At 71.4% G+C, this 16,338-nt stretch carries 15 protein-coding genes; 11 read left to right on the top strand and 4 right to left on the bottom strand.

From position 1 onward, the window contains the following. Nucleotides 1-251: 251 nt before the first annotated feature. Entirely contained in the window at nucleotides 252-434 is a 183-nt protein-coding gene (locus tag VK923_12735; GenBank protein ID HSJ45543.1) for a hypothetical protein, read from the bottom strand. Continuing rightward, entirely contained in the window at nucleotides 431-715 is a 285-nt protein-coding gene (locus tag VK923_12730) for a hypothetical protein (GenBank protein ID HSJ45542.1), read from the bottom strand. Before VK923_12730 ends, VK923_12735 begins: the two co-directional genes overlap by 4 nt. Before the next feature lie 134 nt (nucleotides 716-849). Here VK923_12730 and VK923_12725 point away from each other — a divergent pair, with 134 nt between their 5' ends. Then, the gene (locus tag VK923_12725; GenBank protein ID HSJ45541.1) at nucleotides 850-1,905 is read left to right on the top strand and encodes an ATP-binding cassette domain-containing protein; all 1,056 of its coding nucleotides are present in this window, start codon (nucleotides 850-852) and stop codon (nucleotides 1,903-1,905) included. A 98-nt stretch (nucleotides 1,906-2,003) separates the two neighbouring features. Here the strand turns inward: VK923_12725 and tal are convergent, their stop codons facing one another. After that, complete coding sequence (tal, locus tag VK923_12720) at nucleotides 2,004-3,086, bottom strand: transaldolase (GenBank protein ID HSJ45540.1); 1,083 nt, start codon at nucleotides 3,084-3,086, stop codon at nucleotides 2,004-2,006. Nucleotides 3,087-3,088: 2 nt separating this feature from the next. Beyond that, nucleotides 3,089-4,927, bottom strand: a complete 1,839-nt coding sequence (locus VK923_12715; protein HSJ45539.1) for a transketolase — start codon at nucleotides 4,925-4,927, stop codon at nucleotides 3,089-3,091. Nucleotides 4,928-5,099: 172 nt separating this feature from the next. On the opposite strand from VK923_12715, the gene VK923_12710 reads away from it, so the two are divergent. The 10 genes from VK923_12710 (at nucleotide 5,100) to VK923_12665 (ending at nucleotide 16,333) form a co-directional block, all read left to right on the top strand. Further along, a complete protein-coding gene (locus VK923_12710) occupies nucleotides 5,100-6,068 on the top strand; it encodes a heme o synthase (protein HSJ45538.1) in 969 nt (322 codons plus the stop codon). Nucleotides 6,069-6,328: 260 nt separating this feature from the next. After that, a complete protein-coding gene (locus VK923_12705; GenBank protein HSJ45537.1) occupies nucleotides 6,329-7,249 on the top strand; it encodes an ACP S-malonyltransferase in 921 nt (306 codons plus the stop codon). Then, nucleotides 7,246-7,962: an SDR family oxidoreductase gene (locus tag VK923_12700; protein ID HSJ45536.1), complete on the top strand. Its 717-nt coding sequence runs from the start codon at nucleotides 7,246-7,248 to the stop codon at nucleotides 7,960-7,962. Before VK923_12705 ends, VK923_12700 begins: the two co-directional genes overlap by 4 nt. A 55-nt stretch (nucleotides 7,963-8,017) precedes the next feature. Then, nucleotides 8,018-8,677, top strand: coding sequence for a lysophospholipid acyltransferase family protein (locus tag VK923_12695; GenBank protein ID HSJ45535.1), 660 nt, complete (start codon nucleotides 8,018-8,020; stop codon nucleotides 8,675-8,677). 26 nt (nucleotides 8,678-8,703) lie between these two features. Beyond that, a complete protein-coding gene (locus tag VK923_12690; GenBank protein ID HSJ45534.1) occupies nucleotides 8,704-10,158 on the top strand; it encodes a pyridoxal-dependent decarboxylase in 1,455 nt (484 codons plus the stop codon). A 43-nt stretch (nucleotides 10,159-10,201) separates the two neighbouring features. Then, nucleotides 10,202-11,911, top strand: coding sequence for a glycerol-3-phosphate dehydrogenase/oxidase (locus VK923_12685; protein HSJ45533.1), 1,710 nt, complete (start codon nucleotides 10,202-10,204; stop codon nucleotides 11,909-11,911). A 93-nt stretch (nucleotides 11,912-12,004) separates the two neighbouring features. Next, nucleotides 12,005-12,964: a cation diffusion facilitator family transporter gene (locus tag VK923_12680; GenBank protein HSJ45532.1), complete on the top strand. Its 960-nt coding sequence runs from the start codon at nucleotides 12,005-12,007 to the stop codon at nucleotides 12,962-12,964. Further along, nucleotides 12,961-13,548, top strand: coding sequence for an HAD family phosphatase (locus VK923_12675; protein ID HSJ45531.1), 588 nt, complete (start codon nucleotides 12,961-12,963; stop codon nucleotides 13,546-13,548). The genes VK923_12680 and VK923_12675 overlap by 4 nt, the downstream gene beginning before the upstream one ends. Nucleotides 13,549-13,631: 83 nt before the next feature. Further along, the gene (locus tag VK923_12670; protein HSJ45530.1) at nucleotides 13,632-14,810 is read left to right on the top strand and encodes a hypothetical protein; all 1,179 of its coding nucleotides are present in this window, start codon (nucleotides 13,632-13,634) and stop codon (nucleotides 14,808-14,810) included. Further along, a complete protein-coding gene (locus tag VK923_12665; protein ID HSJ45529.1) occupies nucleotides 14,807-16,333 on the top strand; it encodes an NAD(P)/FAD-dependent oxidoreductase in 1,527 nt (508 codons plus the stop codon). The genes VK923_12670 and VK923_12665 overlap by 4 nt, the downstream gene beginning before the upstream one ends. Nucleotides 16,334-16,338: the final 5 nt, after the last annotated feature.

Genomic DNA, 16,338 nt, shown 5'->3' with positions numbered 1-16,338 from the left:
GCTCGCCGCACAGCAGGATCCGCTCTCGTCCGGGTTTGTCGAACCGCCACACGGCGCGGACCGTCGCCGGCTGGTCACACGGCAGCCCCCATTGTCCACCCTGAGCGCGGCCGATGACGGCGCACCCGTCGCGGCGAGGCTGAAGCGGGGCCATACCCCGACGCTAGAACACCCGTTCGACCCGCGTCAACGGTAGAACCCCCCGGCAACGCCGCCGAGGGGCTCCCAATCCCTACCGTGGTAAGGGTGTCTCAGGTGGCTGGTGCCGCCCACGGTTCGGACATCACGTGGATCCGCCACCGGCCGCCGTCACGGTCGACCGCCAGCAGAGCCACCCGGTCGCGGTACACCGTCGACGCCTTGTCACACGACGCGATCTCCGCTTCGGTGACCAGGCTGCGGCACACGAGGTACGCGATGTGCTCGCCCGTCACCGGTCGGCCCCGTCGAGGACGGCCAGGACGTCGCGCAGAGGCTCCTCGAGCCGCTGGACGGGTTCCGCTTCCCACGCAGCCGGTCGATCGGTAGGTACGCTCAACAGGCTACGTAGGGCTGCTGCGGCGTCGCGGCAGCGGGTTCGGTGGTCGGGTTCGCCGACGCTGAGGACCGCCCTGATGGCGACGACGGTGTTGCGGACCGCGTGCAGCTCGTCGAGTACGTCCTGATCATCGGCCAGCTGCTGGCCGATCTCGTCGTCATGCTGTTCACTGTTCATGTCGGCACCCTCCCATGGTGTCGGCCGGACCCGGGCTGGCTCTCTCCGGCGCCGGGTCACTGAGGGTCCGAACGCTGGTCGACGATAGTGCAGCTTCGCCGCATGCCCGTGACCTGCGGAAACGCGTACCCCGCATGTCGCATGGCTCGCCCCTAACGGACAACTACCTCGATGTGCCCGGCAAGCTGTGGCTCGAGCAGGCACTGCGCGACACGCCGAAGACCGTGCTCTACATCAGCCACGACCGCGAGCTGCTGGCGCAGACCGCCACGCGGATCGTCACGCTCGAGGGCGGGATCGCATGGACACACGGGGCCGGGTTCGCGACGTACGACGTGGCGCGACGCGCACGGCACGCGCGACTCGACGACATGCTGCGGCAGTGGAAGCGTGAGCACGAGCGGATGAAGGCGCTGGTCCGCACGCTGCAGCAGCAGGCCGCCCGGTCTCCGGACATGGCCTCACGCTACCGGGCGATGCAGACGCGGTTGCGCAAGTTCGAGCAGGCGGGCCCGCCCGAAGCACCGCCACTCGAGCAGCGCGTCAGCATGCGGCTCCGTGGCGGGCGCACCGGCGACAAGGTGATCATCTGCACCGGCCTGGCGTTGTCGGGGCTCACCGAGCCCTTCGACCTGGGTGTCTACTACGGTGAGCGCGTGGGCGTGCTGGGACGCAACGGCACCGGCAAGTCGCACCTGCTGCGGCTGCTCGCCGGAGATCCGGCCAGGCCGGCGGTCGCGCACACGGGACAGTGGCGCCTTGGCGCGCGGGTCGTGCCCGGTCACTTCTCGCAGACGCATGATCACCCGGAGCTGGTCGGCCGCAGCCTGCTCGACATCCTCTGGGAGGACGCCGCGCAGCAACGCGGGCCGGCCATGGCAGCGCTGCGCCGGTATGAGCTCGACGACGCGGCGTCGGCGCCATTCGAGTTGCTGTCCGGTGGTCAGCAGGCGAGGTTCCAGATCCTGCTGCTGGAGCTGTCGGGCACGACGCTGCTGCTGCTCGACGAGCCGACCGACAACCTCGACGTGGTCAGCGCCGAGGCGCTGGAACGGGGGCTGGAGCAGTTCGAGGGCACCGTGATGGCCGTGACCCACGACCGCTGGTTCGTCCGCAGCTTCAACCGCTATGTCGTCCTCGACGAGGATGGCCGGGTCCGGGAGGTCGACGCTCCCACGTGGGAGGCTTGACGCAACGTGGCTGCCGTGCCGGTGGTCGGTTCGGGTTGCCACGGTCGGTTCGGTGTGGCAGCGGGTGCCGGGTGACCGGCTCGGGCTGCCACGCTGGGTCAGGTGACGTGCTGAGCGACCGTGTCAACCGCCGACTCGAAGGCAGCTTCGAACTTCTCGACGCCCTCGGCCTCGAGCTCTTTGGTGATCTGATCGAGGTCCATGCCCTCCTCGCGGAGCCGATCGAGCTGTGCGCGCGCCTCGTCAGCGCGCCTGGTCACGCGATCAACGACGTCGGCGTGATCGCGCGTCGCCTCGATCGTCTCCTCCGGCATCGTGTTGACGGTCTTGGGTGCCGCGAGCTGCTCGACGTACATGACGTCGGAGTACGCATCGTTCTTCGTCGACGTCGAGGCCCACAACGGCCGCTGTACCCGCGCGCCCGCGGCGGCCAGGTCGGCGAACTGGCCGCCGTCCCCGAACCGCCGGAGAAACAGGTCGTAGGCGAGCCGGGCATTCGCGACGCCGGCCGTCAACGGCGCGGCGGGCTGGACGCCCTCGTCGAACAGGTCGTCGACCTTGTTGTCGACGCGGCTGACGAAGAACGACGCCACGCTGGTCAGCCGCCTGACGTCACCGCCGCCGTCGAGTCGCTGGCGCACCCCGTCCATGAACGCGGTGATCACCGCGTCATAGCGCGCGACGCTGAACAGCAGCGTCACGTTGACGTTGACGCCCCCTGCCAGCAACCGCGTGATCGCCGGAAGGCCCGCCTCGGTGCCGGGCACCTTGACCAGAAGGTTGGGGCGGTCGATCTCGGCGAACAGCGCGAGGCCTTCCGACACCGACTGCTCGGTGTCGTAGGCGCTGTGCGGGTCGAGCTCGATGGACACCTGACCGTGGCGGCCGTCGCTGTCGTCCCACAGCGCGAGGAACTCGTCGCACGCGTCTTGGACGTCGCGCTTCATGATCGACCAGAGCGCGTCGCGGGCGTCCGCACCGTGCAACGCACGCAGCTGCTCGTCGTAGCTGTCATCACTGCCCAGGGCGCTGTCGAAGATCGACGGGTTCGACGTCAGCCCGCGTAGTTCGCCTGCTCGGATCAGCCCGGCGATGTAGCCGTCCTCGCCAACGTAGGAGCGCTTGATGCTGTCGAGCCAGACGGCCTGGCCCATGACGTCGAGTTGCTGCAGCGGGTTCATGGCTACGCCTTTCCAGCCAGCTCGCACGCCGCGGCTGCGATCGCCGTGGCATCGACCTCCGCGTCGGCGAGCTGCTCGTCTGAGGTCGCTGATCCTGGCATGGTGCGCACCGCGAGCTTGCGGACGTGCAGTGGCAGCCCTGTGTCGGCCAGCGCGTCGAGCACCGTGTCGCCCAGTCCACCTTCGGGCCGGTGGTCCTCGACGGTCACGACACGACCGCCCGTCGCCTCGGCCGCGGCGCGGACGGTCGCGGCGTCCAGGGGCTTGACCGAGTAGCAGTCGATCACCCGCACGGCGATGCCGTCGTCGGCGAGCAGGTCGGCCGCCTCGAGCGCCTCGTGCAGTGTGATACCGGCCGCGCACACGGTGACGACGTCGTCGTCGGACGAACGCAGGATCGCGCTGCCGCCGATCGTGATGTCGGCATCGGCGGCGTGGACGACCGGCGTGCCTCCACGTGTGGTGCGCAGGTAGCTGACGCCCTCGCGATCGGCGAGCGCGGCGACGAGCTTGGCCGTGGCGTTGCCATCGGCCGGGTACAGCACGGTCGAACCGTGGATGGCGCGGAACGCGGCGATGTCCTCGAGACCCATCTGCGACGGCCCGTCCTGTCCGATCTCGACACCGGCGTGCGATCCGCTGACACGGATGCTCGCGCGGCTGACCGAAGCCATGCGCACGAAGTCGTAGGCGCGGCTGGTGAATGCCGAGAACGTCGACGCGTACGGGACCCAGCCACGGACGTCCATGCCGACCGCGGCGGCGATCATCTGCTGCTCGGCGATGTACATCTCGAAGAACCGCTCGGGATGCGCCTCCTTGAACTCCTCGGTCCTGGTCGAGTTGCTGACCTCACCGTCGAGCACGACGACGTCGCCGCGGATGCTGCCCAGGGCTGCCAGCGCCGCGCCGTACGCCTCGCGCGTGGCCGCGGTGTCGCCGACCTCCCAGGTCGGCAGCTCGCCGCCCCCGGCGGCGAAGACGTGGGGCTTGTCGTCACCCTCCGGTGCGCGGACCGACACTCGGATGTCCCGGATCCCACCGAGCTCCTCGATCGCGGCGTCGACGTCGTTGAGCGCCTTGCCGTGCATGCCGTTGACGTTCTCGACTGCGGCCACGCCCTTGCCCTTGACGGTCCGCGCGATGACCACGGACGGCTGTCCGCTGGTTCCGACCGCCTCCGCGTAGGCCTGGTCGACCGCGTCGACGTCGTGGCCGTCGATCTCGATGGCGTTCCAGCCGAACGCCTCCGCGCGTCGCCGGTACACGTCGGTGTCCCACTCGTACTGGGTCGGCCCACGCTGGCCGAGGCGGTTGACGTCGATGATCGCGGTCAGGTTGTCGAGCTGCTCGAACGCTCCACGCTCGAAGGCCTCCCACATCGAGCCCTCGGCCATCTCGCTGTCCCCGCACAGCACCCAGACCCGGTACGGCAGGCGGTCGAGCTTCTTGCCCGCCAGCGCGATGCCGACGCCGAGCGGCAGTCCCTGGCCGAGCGAGCCGGTGCCGACGTCGACCCACGGCAGCACCGGGGTCGGGTGCCCCTCGAGCCGGCTGCCCCGCAGGCGGTAGGTCATCAGCTCGTCGTCGTCGATCGCACCTGCCGCCTTGTACAGCGCGTACAGCAGCGGTGTCGCGTGGCCCTTCGAGAAGATGAGGTGGTCGTTGCGGGGGTTGCCGGCATCGTCAAAGTCGTAGCGGAGGTAGCCGTCGAACAGCACCGCCATCAGCTCGGCGGCCGACATGCCTGACGTCGGGTGGCCGGAGCCGGTGACGGCAGGTGCGCGCACAGTGTCGACGCGCAACTGCTGCGCGAGCTCTCGACGCTGGTCGGATCGCATGGGTGTGCTCCTGTGGGGTTCGCGGTGAGACTTCGAGACACACGGTCGGGTGCCTGCCCCGTGTCCCCGACAGCTGTACCCGCGGTGCCGACCGGCCGAACCGCGCCGGTCACTGATTCGGCGCCCCACGTGGATGGCTGCGCGTCACGGTGCCACTAGACTGGCGGCGCCGATGATGGAGCAGACCGACGAACACGTTCGCCCGGTTGCCGACGGTCACGCGACACTGACCGTGCAGCCGTCCGCAGCAGCACATCCGCGGCGGCGATCGGTCGCCGTCTACGTCGCGCTGACAAAGCCGCGGATCATCGAACTGCTGCTCGTCACGACGATCCCGGCCATGTTCGTCGCCGCCCGCGGCGTCCCGTCGCTGTGGCTGATGGTGGCCACGACGGTTGGCGGCGCAGCCGCGGCGGGCAGCGCCAACGCGATCAACTGCTGGGTCGACCGCGACATCGACGCGCTGATGGCCCGCACCGCACACCGCCCCCTGGTGCGGTCCGAGGTGCCCACCCGTAGCGCGTTGCGGTTCGGCGTCGGCCTCGGGGTCATCGCCTTCGTGTGGCTCGCGGTGACCGTGAACATGCTCGCCGCCGTGCTCGCGATCGCGGCGAACCTGTTCTACGTCCTGGTCTACACCATGGGCCTCAAGCGGCGGACGGCGCAGAACATCGTGATCGGTGGGGCGGCCGGCTGCGTGCCCGTGCTGGTCGGGTGGGCCGCCGTGACCGGCACCATCGAGCTGCCGGCGCTGCTGCTGTTCGCCATCGTCTTCGCCTGGACGCCGCCGCACTTCTGGGCGCTGGCGCTGCGCTACCGCCGGGACTACGAGCGCGCTGGCATCCCGATGCTGCCGGTGGTGATGGGGGTCGCCGAGACGACGCGCCAGATCCTGCTCTACACGGTGCTCCTCGTCGCCGTCTCGCTGATGTTCGGCGCGGTCGCCGAGCTCGGCCTGCTCTACCTCGTCAGCGCGATCGCGTTGGGCGCCGGCTACATCGTGTCGTCCTTCCGGCTGTGGCGGTCGCCCGACGCCACCGCCGCGCATGCGTCGTTCCGCTACTCGATCACCTACATCGCCCTGCTGTTCGGCGCGATGGCCGTCGACGTGGCCATCCCGTCGGGCGCCGCCCTGCTCTGACGAGCGCCGCCCGCCGCGTCGTCGGCGACGTTGACACCGCCGCGACGTCGCACTACAACAATCTGCGCGGGGATTCGGTGGACGCTGAGGGGGTCCACCGACTCCGCGCTGCCCGCCACGAGTTCGGGCGACGACCACGCCGCGGACGGCGGCGGATCGCGGGGCTCGTCCGCCCCACCGCGCACGGGGCGCCGTCCGTCCGCGGGTCCCCGTGGCGGGCGTACTAGGCTGCCCGCAGCGGGCCGACGAAAGGTGAGTCAGTGACCTCTGCCGATCACACGGTCGCGGTGGTCTTCCCTGGACAGGGCAGTCAGCGCGCCGGCATGGCGCAGCCCTGGCGGAACGAACCATCGTTCTCGCGGTGGGCCGAGGCGGATGATCTGCTGGGCCGGGACGTCACGCGGCTCGGCCTGGACGCAGACGAGGACGAGCTGCGGGTGCCGCTGAACTGCCAGGTCGCGCTGTTCGTCCACTTCGTCGTGCAGCACGAGGCGTGGCGCGCCGCCGGGGCGCAGGCCCACGTGACGGCCGGGCACTCGCTCGGCGAATACGCCGCACTGGTCGCCGCAGGCGTGCTGGGCTTCGCCGACGGGCTGCGGCTGGTCGACGCGAGGGCGCTCGCGACGCAGGACGCCGCCGACGAACGTCCGGGGACGATGGTCGCCTGCCTGGGCTACCCGGTCGAGGTCGTGTCGACGGCATGCGACAAGGTCGGCGCCCACGTCGCCAACGACAACGCGCCCGGCCAGCTGGTGGCTGCCGGCGCCCCTGCCGATCTCGACCGCCTGCGCGAGGCGCTCGCGGCGACCGGTGAGCGCGGCAAGGTCGTGACCCTGCAGGTCGGCGCGGCCTACCACAGCCCCCACATGGAGCCGGCCGTCGAGCCCTTCGGTGCGGCGTTGGCCGCGGCGACGTTCACGGCGGCCGACCTGCCGGTCGTGTCGAACGTCGACGCGCGCCCACACACCGACGCCGGCGACTGGCCCGCGGTCCTGCGCGCGCAGCTCACCTCCCCGGTGCGCTGGCGTGAGACCGTCGCGACCTTCGCTGAGCTGGGGGTGGCATCGGTCGTCGAGCTCGGCCCATCGCCGGTCCTCACCGGGCTCGTCAAGCGGACCGACCGGTCGCTGGACCGCCAGACTGTGATCACGCCCGACGACCTGCCCGGTGGTGGGCGGTGAGCGGCTGGGCGCTGGTCACCGGATCGTCCAAGGGCATCGGGGCGGCGATCGCCGAGGGGCTGGCCACGGACGGCTACGACGTGATCGTGCACTACGGGCGTGACCGGGAGGGCGCCGAGCAGGTCGCGCAGCGGTGTGCGGAGCATGGCATCGAGACGCGTGTGGTCGGCGCCGACCTGCGCGAGGACCCGGGGCCGCTGGCGGCGGCGGCTGACGACGTGGGTGGACTGGCGGCACTGGTCAACAACGCCGGCGTCACCGCGGACGGCCTGGCGATGACGATGTCCGACGACGACTTCGCACTGACCTGGCAGGTCAACGTCGCAGCCGCGTTCGCCCTGACGCGTGCGGCGCTTCGGCGGATGCTGCGCGCGCGGTCCGGGCGGATCGTCATGATGTCGAGTGTCGTCGGCCTGCACGGCAACGCCGGCCAGGCGAACTACGCGGCGAGCAAGGCGGCACTGGTCGGCATGACCAAGAGCATCGCGCGCGAGGTCGGCAAGCGTGGCATCACGGCCAACGTCGTCGCGCCGGGGTTCATCGACACCGCGATGACCGAGGCGGTCGACGCATCGGGGCTGGTGGAACGGGTGCCCGCGGGCCGGCTCGGCACCGTCGACGAGGTGGCGGCCGCGGTCCGCTTCCTGTGCTCCCCGGGGGCGAGGTACGTCAATGGTGCGGTCCTGCAGGTCGACGGCGGGCTGTTCGCATGACGATGGTCGGAGGACGCACCGCCAGGCCCCGGCGTGCCACTGCCCGCGCGCCGGCATGACGACCACCGCGCTGCGCGTCATGCATCGCGTGGCGGCGCCGCCGATCCGCCGTCTGCTGCGACCGACCGTCACCGACGTCGACCACGTCCCGCCGACCGGCGGCGTGCTGCTGGCCGCAAACCACACGTCGAACCTGGACAACTACGTGCTGTCAGCGGTCTGTCCCCGCCCGGTGTCGTACCTGGGCAAGCAGGAGCTGGCACGCGGGCTGTTCGGCGCGTTCAACGTCGCCATGGGAATGGTTCCGATCGAGCGCGGCCGCGCCGACACAGCCGTGATCGAGCGCGTCGCGGCGGTCCTGCGGACCGGCGACATCGTGGCGCTGTTCCCGGAGGGCACGCGCACCCCCACCGGCGAGCTGTTCCGCTTCCGCAGCGGGCTGGCACGCATCGCGCACGCCGCGCACGTCCCGGTGGTGCCGGTCGGCATCCGGGGTGCGGCGGCCGTGTGGCCCCGAGGCGGACGGCCGGCGCCGCGCCGCCCGGCGCCGGGTGCGCTCGCGGTGCACTTCGGGCCGCCGATCGACCCACCCGAGGAGCCGCGCGGGCGGGCGCGACGCGAGTGGACCGAGCACGTCCGCGCCCGGGTCGCCGAGCTGAGCGACCAGGCACTGGCTGACGCCTTCGCCCCGGTCGACGACGTCGCCGGCGCGTGACATCCACCTGACGACAGGGACGAGCCATGGATGACGACGGCTTCCACATGAGTGGTGAGGCGTTCCGCGCGCACGGGCACGCCCTGATCGACTGGATCGCGTCGTACCTCGACGGCATCGAGCAGCATCCCGTCCGTTCGTCGGTCGAGCCGGGCTGGGTGCGCGACCAGCTGCCCGCGCATCCACCTGTGCACGGCGAGGACTTCGGACAGATGCTGGCCGACGTCGAGCGGATCGTGGTGCCGGGCCTGACCCACTGGCAGCACCCGTCGTTCCTCGCCTACTTCCCGAGCAACACCAGCGGTCCTTCGATCCTCGGCGAGCTGCTGTCGGCCGGCCTTGGCGTCCAGGGCATGCTGTGGGCGACGAGTCCCGCGTGCACCGAAGTCGAGACACACATGCTCGACTGGCTGCTGGACCTGCTCGGGCTGCCGGACCGCTTCCGATCGACTGGTGCGGGCGGTGGGGTGATCCAGGACAGCGCGTCGAGCGCAACCCTGTGCGCGCTGCTCGCCGCGCGGGAGCGGGTGGCCGACCGGTCGCAGGCGGACACCGCCGACCCGTACCGTCGCTGCGCCGTCTACGCCTCGGAGCACGCCCACTCGTCGGTGGCCAAGGCGGTGCGGATCGCCGGACTCGATCCGTCGCTGCTGCGCCTGATCCCGTCCGGCGACGACCACGCCTTGCGCGCGGACGCGTTCGCCCACGCAGTCGAGCGTGACCGGCAGGCCGGACTCGCGCCCACGATGGTCGTCGCGACGGTTGGTACGACGTCGTCGACGGCGATCGATCCCGTGCCGACCATCGCCGAGACCGCCGTGCCGGCCGGATGCTGGGTGCACGTCGACGCGGCCCTGGCCGGCACGGCCGCGGTGTGCCCCGAGTTGCGCTGGATCCACGACGGCGTCGACCGTGCCGACAGCTACTGCTTCAACCCGCACAAGTGGATGTTCACCAACTTCGACTGCGACGCGTTCTACGTCGCGGACCGCCACGCCCTGCTGCGTGCCCTGTCCGTCACGCCGGAATACCTGCGCAACGCGGCCAGCGACAGCGGGGAGGTCATCGACTACCGCGACTGGCAGGTCCCACTCGGCAGGCGCTTCCGCGCGCTCAAGCTGTGGTTCGTGATCCGCCACTACGGCGAGGAGGGCCTCCGCCACCACGTCCGCGAACACCTCCGCCTGGCGGCGGGCTTCGCCGCACGCGTGGCCGCGCACCCGGACTTCGAGCTCGTCGCACCCGTGCCGCTCAACCTGGTGTGCTTCCGGCACCGCGGCGGAGACGACTTCAACGCCGCGCTGGTCGAGCGGCTCAACGACAGCGGAGCGCTGTACCTGACCCACACACGCCTCGACGGCCGCTACACCATTCGCTGCTCGATCGGGCAGACGCGCACGACGCAGCGCCACGTCGACGCCGCCTGGGAGCAGATCACGCATGTCGCGGCAACGATGGATGCAACCGGTGCAGTCGGGTAGACATGATCGGTGAGGCGCCGCACCGGCAGCGAAGGAGACCGTGATGCCTCTGTCGCCCGTCCCGCTGAGTCCTGATCATCGTGCCGAGAGCCTGCGGCGCATGGCCGACGAGGTCGTCGACGTCCTCGTCATCGGCGGCGGTGTGGTCGGCACCGGGGCCGCGGTCGATGCCGCCACGCGCGGCCAGTCGGTCGCGCTGGTCGAGCAGCGCGACTTCGCCTCGGGCACGTCGAGCCGGTCGAGCAAGCTGATCCACGGTGGGCTGCGCTACCTCGAGCAGTACAACTTCGGGTTGGTCCGCGAGGCACTGCATGAGCGGGCACTGCTGCTGCGGACCCTGTGCCCCCACCTGGTCCACCCCGTCCCGTTCCTGTTCCCCCTGCGCAACCGGGTGTGGGAGCGGGCCTACATTGGTGCCGGCATCCTGCTGTACGACCTGCTGGCCGGCGTCAACGCGGCCGTCCCACGACACCGGCACCTATCGCACCGTCGGGCGCTGCAGGTCGCGCCGTCGCTGCGTGAGGACGCGCTGATCGGTGCCATCCAGTACTACGACGCGCAGGTCGACGACGCCCGCCACACGATGATGCTCGCCAGGACCGCCGCCACCTACGGTGCCGCCGTGGCGACGAGCGTGCGCGTCACCGACCTCGTGCGCGACGGCGACAGGGTGACGGGCGCCTCGGCCCGCGACCTGGAGTCCGGCGACGAGCTGACGATCCGCGCATCCCATGTCATCAACGCCACCGGTGTGTGGACCGACGAGATCAACAAGATGCTCGGCGGGCGGACGAACTTCGAGGTGCGACCCTCGAAGGGCATCCACATCGTGATCCCCCGCGAGCGGCTGCGGCTCGAGACCGGGTTGATCACCAAGACCGAGAAGAGCGTGCTGTTCATCATCCCGTGGGGCTCCCACTGGGTCATCGGGACCACCGACACGGACTGGAAGCTCGACCGGTCGCAGCCGGCCGCGACCAGGAGCGATGTCCAGTACGTGCTGGACCACGTCAACGAATGGGTCGACGACCCGGTGACCGTCGACGACATCGAGGGCGTCTTCGCCGGTCTGCGTCCGCTGCTCGCCGAGGACCCGTCGGCCAGCACGGCCTCGCTCAGCCGTGAGCACTCCGTCGTGCAGCCCGTCCCGGGGCTCACCGTCATCGCCGGTGGCAAGTACACGACGTACCGGGTGATGGCCAAGGATGCCGTCGACGCCGCGGTCCGCACCATGCCACGGGCCGTGCCGGAGTCGGTGACCGACAAGGTCCGCCTCGTGGGCGCCGAGGGATACCACGCGCTGCAGAACGGCCGTTCGCAGCTCGCGGCCCGCAGCGGCCTGCACGTCGCCGTGATCGACCACCTGCTGGGGCGCTACGGCTCGCTGATCGCCGACATCCTCGCGCTGATCGAGGAGCGCCCGGAGCTGGCCGAGCCGCTGCCCGGTGCCAGCGAGTACCTGCGGGCGGAGGCCGCCTACGCCACCAGCGCCGAGGGCGGGCTGCACCTCGAGGACGTGCTCGAGCGGCGCACGCGCATCTCGTTCGAGGTCCCCGACAGCGGCCTCGAGGCGGCACCAGTCGTCGCCAACCTGATGGGAGAGGTGCTGGGCTGGGACGAGCAGACGAGGGAGCACGAGCTGGAGCTGTACCGCGCGCGGGTGCAGGCCGCGCAGGCTGCCCTTCGAGAGTCGACCGACGAGGCTGCCGTCGCGGTCAGCGCCGAGGCGCCAGACGCGCGCGCCGGGGTCTGAGCGCCGCCGACCTGGGATAGGGTGACGCACCGACCGTCGCGTGCCGTGCGCACCGGCGGTCGGTACATCTGAGGCCGCACACACAGGAGTGACATGGCAGCAGGAGGCAGCACCAGGGCGATCATCGCGGCCCTGCTGGCAAACCTCGGGATCGCGACCGCGAAGTTCGTCGGCTTCCTGCTGACCAGGGCGAGCTCGATGCTCGCCGAGTCGATCCACTCGCTGGCCGACTCGGGCAACCAGGGACTGCTGCTGCTCGGCGGCCGACGCGCACAGCGCCAACCGACGGCGCGGCACCCGTTCGGCTACGGCCGTGAGCGCTACTTCTGGGCGTTCGTCGTGTCGGTGGTGCTGTTCGCGCTCGGCTCGCTGTTCGCACTGTACGAGGGCATCGAGAAGCTGCGCCATCCCCACGAGCTGGCCTCGCCCCAGATCGCCGCTGGCATCCTGGCCGCGGGCATCGTGCTCGAGGCGTTCAGCTTCCGCACGGCGGTCGTCGAGGCGGAGCACGTCAAGGGACGGGAGTCGTGGTGGTCGTTCGTGCGCCACTCCCGCAACCCCGAGCTGCCGGTCGTCCTGCTCGAGGACCTCGGTGCCATGATCGGGCTGGTCATCGCGTTGATCGCCGTCGGCCTCGCCACGATCACCGGTGACCCGACCTGGGACGCGTACGGCACGATCCTCATCGGGCTCCTGCTGGGACTGATCTCGGTCGTCCTCGCGATCGAGATGAAGAGCCTGCTGCTCGGCGAGAGCGCGCTGCCGGCGCAGGTCGACCGGATCGTCGACGCGATCACGGGTACCGACGACATCCGCGCGCTGGTCCACCTGCAGACCCAGCACCTCGGGCCGGACGAACTGCTCGTCGCCGGCAAGGTGCAGCTGGCCGAGGACCTGGACTTCGACGAGGTCGTCACGGCGATCGACGAGGCCGAGCGGCGCGTCCGCGCGGCCGTGCCGATCGCGCGCGTCATCTACCTCGAGCCCGATCACGCACCGACGGATCCAGCCGAAGGCGCGGCCACTGCGGGCGATGCGGACCTCGCGACATGACGCCAGCCGAACACGAGGCAGTCGTCTTCGACCTCGGCGGCGTCCTGCTGGACTGGAGCCCGACCCACCTGCTCGCGGCCGACGATGTGGTCGCCCTCGACATCGACGGCGTGCAGCGCGAGCTGGACCTGGGGAGGCCGGTCGAGCAGGTGCGCGCACACTGGCGGACCGCGCACCCAGGCCGCACCGCCAGCCTCGACCGCTACTTCGACGAGTGGCACCGCACGGTCGCGGGGCCGATCGACGACGTCGTCGCGATCCTGACCGAGCTGCGTGAGACGCCGGTCGGACTGTACGCGCTGTCGAACTTCTCCGGTGAGCTGTTCCGACAGGCAAGGCCACGGTTCGCCTTCCTGGAGTGGTTCGACGGCATGGTGATCTCGGGTGACGAGGGCGTCGTGAAGCCCGACACCCGGATCTATCAGGTACTCGTCGACCGGTTCGGGCTGACCCCATCGCGGACAGTGTTCATCGATGACCGGGAGGACAACGTCGCGGCGGCGCGGGCGGCCGGGCTGGTGGGCATCCACTTCCGGTCCGCCGACGAGCTGCGGACCGCGCTGCGCCGACTCGACCTGTTGTAGGCGGCCGTGACTCGGCCGACTATCGTCGACATCCCGGACAGCCCGCGACAGCGGGACGCCGTCGAACGAACGGGAGACGAACAATGCGTGGAGCCCACCTGCTGTCGGCCGCGGCTGGCGCCGGCATCGTGCTCGGAACCCAGCGCCTCCTGGCCTCCTCGTCGGGCCGGTTCGTGCAGATGGGTGGTTCGACGGTCGCGTCGGTGGGTGCCGCGGCCTGGGTCACCGACCTGTTGAACGCCGCGTACTACGCCAAGCGCCGCGACGAGCGCAGCCTGGCCGACCTGCGGCTCGCGTTCACCATCCTCACGACCTACTGGGCGCGCAACGGCGCGCGTCGCCTCAGCGCCACCGACCTCCTGCGCTTCCACCGAGCGCTGGGCACCGCGCGGCTGCGTGGAGCGGGCGGGCGCACCGGAACGCTCGACACCGCGGCGCTGCTCGCCGGCGGCGCACGCCTGTTCGGCGACTGGTTCCCTGACGCCGCGCACGACTGGGACCGCCTCGGGTGGGGCATCGCGTTCCCGACCGTCGCCGACAAGGAGGCCCACGACCCGGAGGTCCGCCTGTCCCGGGCGCGGCTCGGTGCGCTGACGCCACCGCGTGCGCCGCAGGACGTGCAGATCTGGCACACCTACCCGCCGGTCGAGGTGCCCGACGCGGCTGCCACGGCGGCGGCGGTCCTGGCCGTGGAGCACTGGCCGGACTACGCGAGCGAGCTCGGCAGGTTCACGCCCCTGCGCCGTGGCGGTCTGGCCGGGCAGACCTTCGAGATCGAGGTCGTGGGCTTCCCCAGCCCCCGGACACCCGTCTTCACGCGCGCCTACGTGACGATCACCACGCTCGTGACGGCCGACGACCTCGAGGCGCGCGACGCGTGGGTCGATGACGTGCGGCAGGGCTTCGCGGCCCGGCCAGACGAGCTGTCGCCGATCCCCGACGGGGCGGAGGTCCACGCCGGCTTCGATCTCACCTGCCACGAGGACCACTTCATGGGCAACGCCAAGAACCGGCTCGTCCTGTACACGGCGGACGGCCGCAGCTACCTGCGGGCGGCCGGCAGCTGGGATCCGATGCAGCCGCACCTGGCGCAGCTGTACGACCGCGTCGGCCGCTACTCGCAGCACGCGTTCTGGGGCATGGAGAGCCCACGCGAATCGATGCTCCACCAGATCGCCGCGCACGTCGCCGCGGGTGAAGGGGAGCGAAGCGAGCCGGCGGGCGGGGATCCAGGCGGGGACCCCGCAACGGTGCGATCATGACCGAGCGTGCCGACGCCGTCGTGGTCGGCGCGGGGCCGAACGGGCTGTCGGCGGCGATCCGGCTGGCGCGCGCCGGTCTCGACGTGATGGTCTGCGACGGTGCCGACGCACCCGGGGGTGCCGTCAAGAGCGAGGAGTTGACCCTCGACGGCTTCGTCAACGACACGTTCAGCGCGGTCTACCCCGCGGCTGCCGCATCCCCGGTGTTCCAGCGCCTGCCGCTCGAGGTCCACGGCCTGTCCTGGGTGCACCCCCCGGTCGCGATGGCCCATCCGATGCCCGACGGTCGCGCCGGTGCGCTGCACCGTGACCTCGACCGGACGGTCGACAACCTCAACGACCTGTGCGCGGGCGACGGTGACGCGTGGCGCCGCTGGGTGACGCCGTACCTGGACAACCTACCGGCCCTGCGGCGCACGCTGCTGGGCGGCTTCCCGCCGTTACGCGGCGCCGTGCCGCTGGCGGTCGGCCTGGGGCTCACGGGCACGCTCGAGTTCGCCCGCCTGCTCCTGCTACCGGCGGCCCGGCTGGCCTCCGAGCTGTTCCAGGGACCGCACGCCCGCGCGTGGCTGTACGGGTCGGTCCTGCACGGCGACGTGCCGGCCGACGAGGCCGGCTCCGCGATCGCAGGTGGTTACCTGCAGATCCTCGGCCACGCCGCAGGCTGGCCCAGCCCCCGCGGTGGCGCCGGCCGGCTGACCGATGCGCTCGTGTCATACCTGCGGTCGATCGGCGGTGAGGTCCGGCAGGCGACGCCTGTCACACGGATCGTGAGCGACGGGCGCCGGGTGGCGGGCGTCGTCGTCGCCGGTGGGGACCGGGTGCGTGCCCCGATCGTGGTCACGACGACCACGCCGCACGCCCTCCTGCGCCTGACCGGTGACCGGATGCCTGCCCGCTACGCCGACCGACTCGGCCGCTACCGGTACGGCCCGCGCACCGTGAAGATCGACTGGGCGCTGTCGGAGCCGACGCCGTGGACGGCTCCGGAGGCGCGGCAGGCCGGGACCGTCCACGTCGGTGGCGACGCGTCGGCGGTGACCGCGCAGACATCGGCCGTCCGTGACGGGCGGATCCCGGAGCGGCCCTTCATGCTCTTCGGCCAGCAGAGCCTGGCGGACCCCACGCGGGCTCCGGCGGGGCGCCACACGGCGTGGGCCTATACGCGGGTGCCCCCCCAGGTCGCCGGTCCCGAGATGGTCACCGCGCACGCTGAGCGGATGACCGACCAGGTCGACCGGTTCGCACCGGGCTTCCGCGACGTGGTGCTCGCCCGCCACGTCCAGGGCCCCGCTGACCTCGAGGCCGGCGACCCGAACCTCGTCGGCGGTGACGTCGGCGGTGGGTCCTACGCGCTGGACCAGACGATCTTCCGGCCGGTGCCGTCGCTCGTGCCGTACGCCACGCCGATCCAGGGGCTCTGGCTGGGGGGCGCGTCGACCTTCCCGGGCGGCGCCGTCCACGGCGTGCCCGGCTGGGCGGCGGCCAGCTACGCGATCGCCGCGCGCCGCGTCGGACGCTGACGCCC

Source organism: Euzebyales bacterium (assembly GCA_035461305.1).
In the GTDB taxonomy this organism is placed as follows: Bacteria; Actinomycetota; Nitriliruptoria; order Euzebyales; family JAHELV01; genus JAHELV01.
This window is presented reverse-complemented; position numbering and strand designations above follow the sequence as displayed.

Excerpts from the sequence above, each read along its gene's own strand:
- VK923_12725 (HSJ45541.1), top strand. The coding sequence starts at position 850 with ATGTCGCATGGCTCGCCCCTAACGGACAACTACCTCGATGTGCCCGGC.
- VK923_12695 (HSJ45535.1), top strand. The coding sequence starts at position 8,018 with ATGACGACCACCGCGCTGCGCGTCATGCATCGCGTGGCGGCGCCGCCG.
- VK923_12690 (HSJ45534.1), top strand. The coding sequence starts at position 8,704 with ATGGATGACGACGGCTTCCACATGAGTGGTGAGGCGTTCCGCGCGCAC.
- VK923_12715 (HSJ45539.1), bottom strand. The coding sequence starts at position 4,927 with ATGCGATCCGACCAGCGTCGAGAGCTCGCGCAGCAGTTGCGCGTCGAC.
- VK923_12670 (HSJ45530.1), top strand. The coding sequence starts at position 13,632 with ATGCGTGGAGCCCACCTGCTGTCGGCCGCGGCTGGCGCCGGCATCGTG.
- VK923_12710 (HSJ45538.1), top strand. The coding sequence starts at position 5,100 with ATGATGGAGCAGACCGACGAACACGTTCGCCCGGTTGCCGACGGTCAC.
- VK923_12685 (HSJ45533.1), top strand. The coding sequence starts at position 10,202 with ATGCCTCTGTCGCCCGTCCCGCTGAGTCCTGATCATCGTGCCGAGAGC.
- tal (HSJ45540.1), bottom strand. The coding sequence starts at position 3,086 with ATGAACCCGCTGCAGCAACTCGACGTCATGGGCCAGGCCGTCTGGCTC.
- VK923_12680 (HSJ45532.1), top strand. The coding sequence starts at position 12,005 with ATGGCAGCAGGAGGCAGCACCAGGGCGATCATCGCGGCCCTGCTGGCA.
- VK923_12675 (HSJ45531.1), top strand. The coding sequence starts at position 12,961 with ATGACGCCAGCCGAACACGAGGCAGTCGTCTTCGACCTCGGCGGCGTC.
- VK923_12665 (HSJ45529.1), top strand. The coding sequence starts at position 14,807 with ATGACCGAGCGTGCCGACGCCGTCGTGGTCGGCGCGGGGCCGAACGGG.
- VK923_12730 (HSJ45542.1), bottom strand. The coding sequence starts at position 715 with ATGAACAGTGAACAGCATGACGACGAGATCGGCCAGCAGCTGGCCGAT.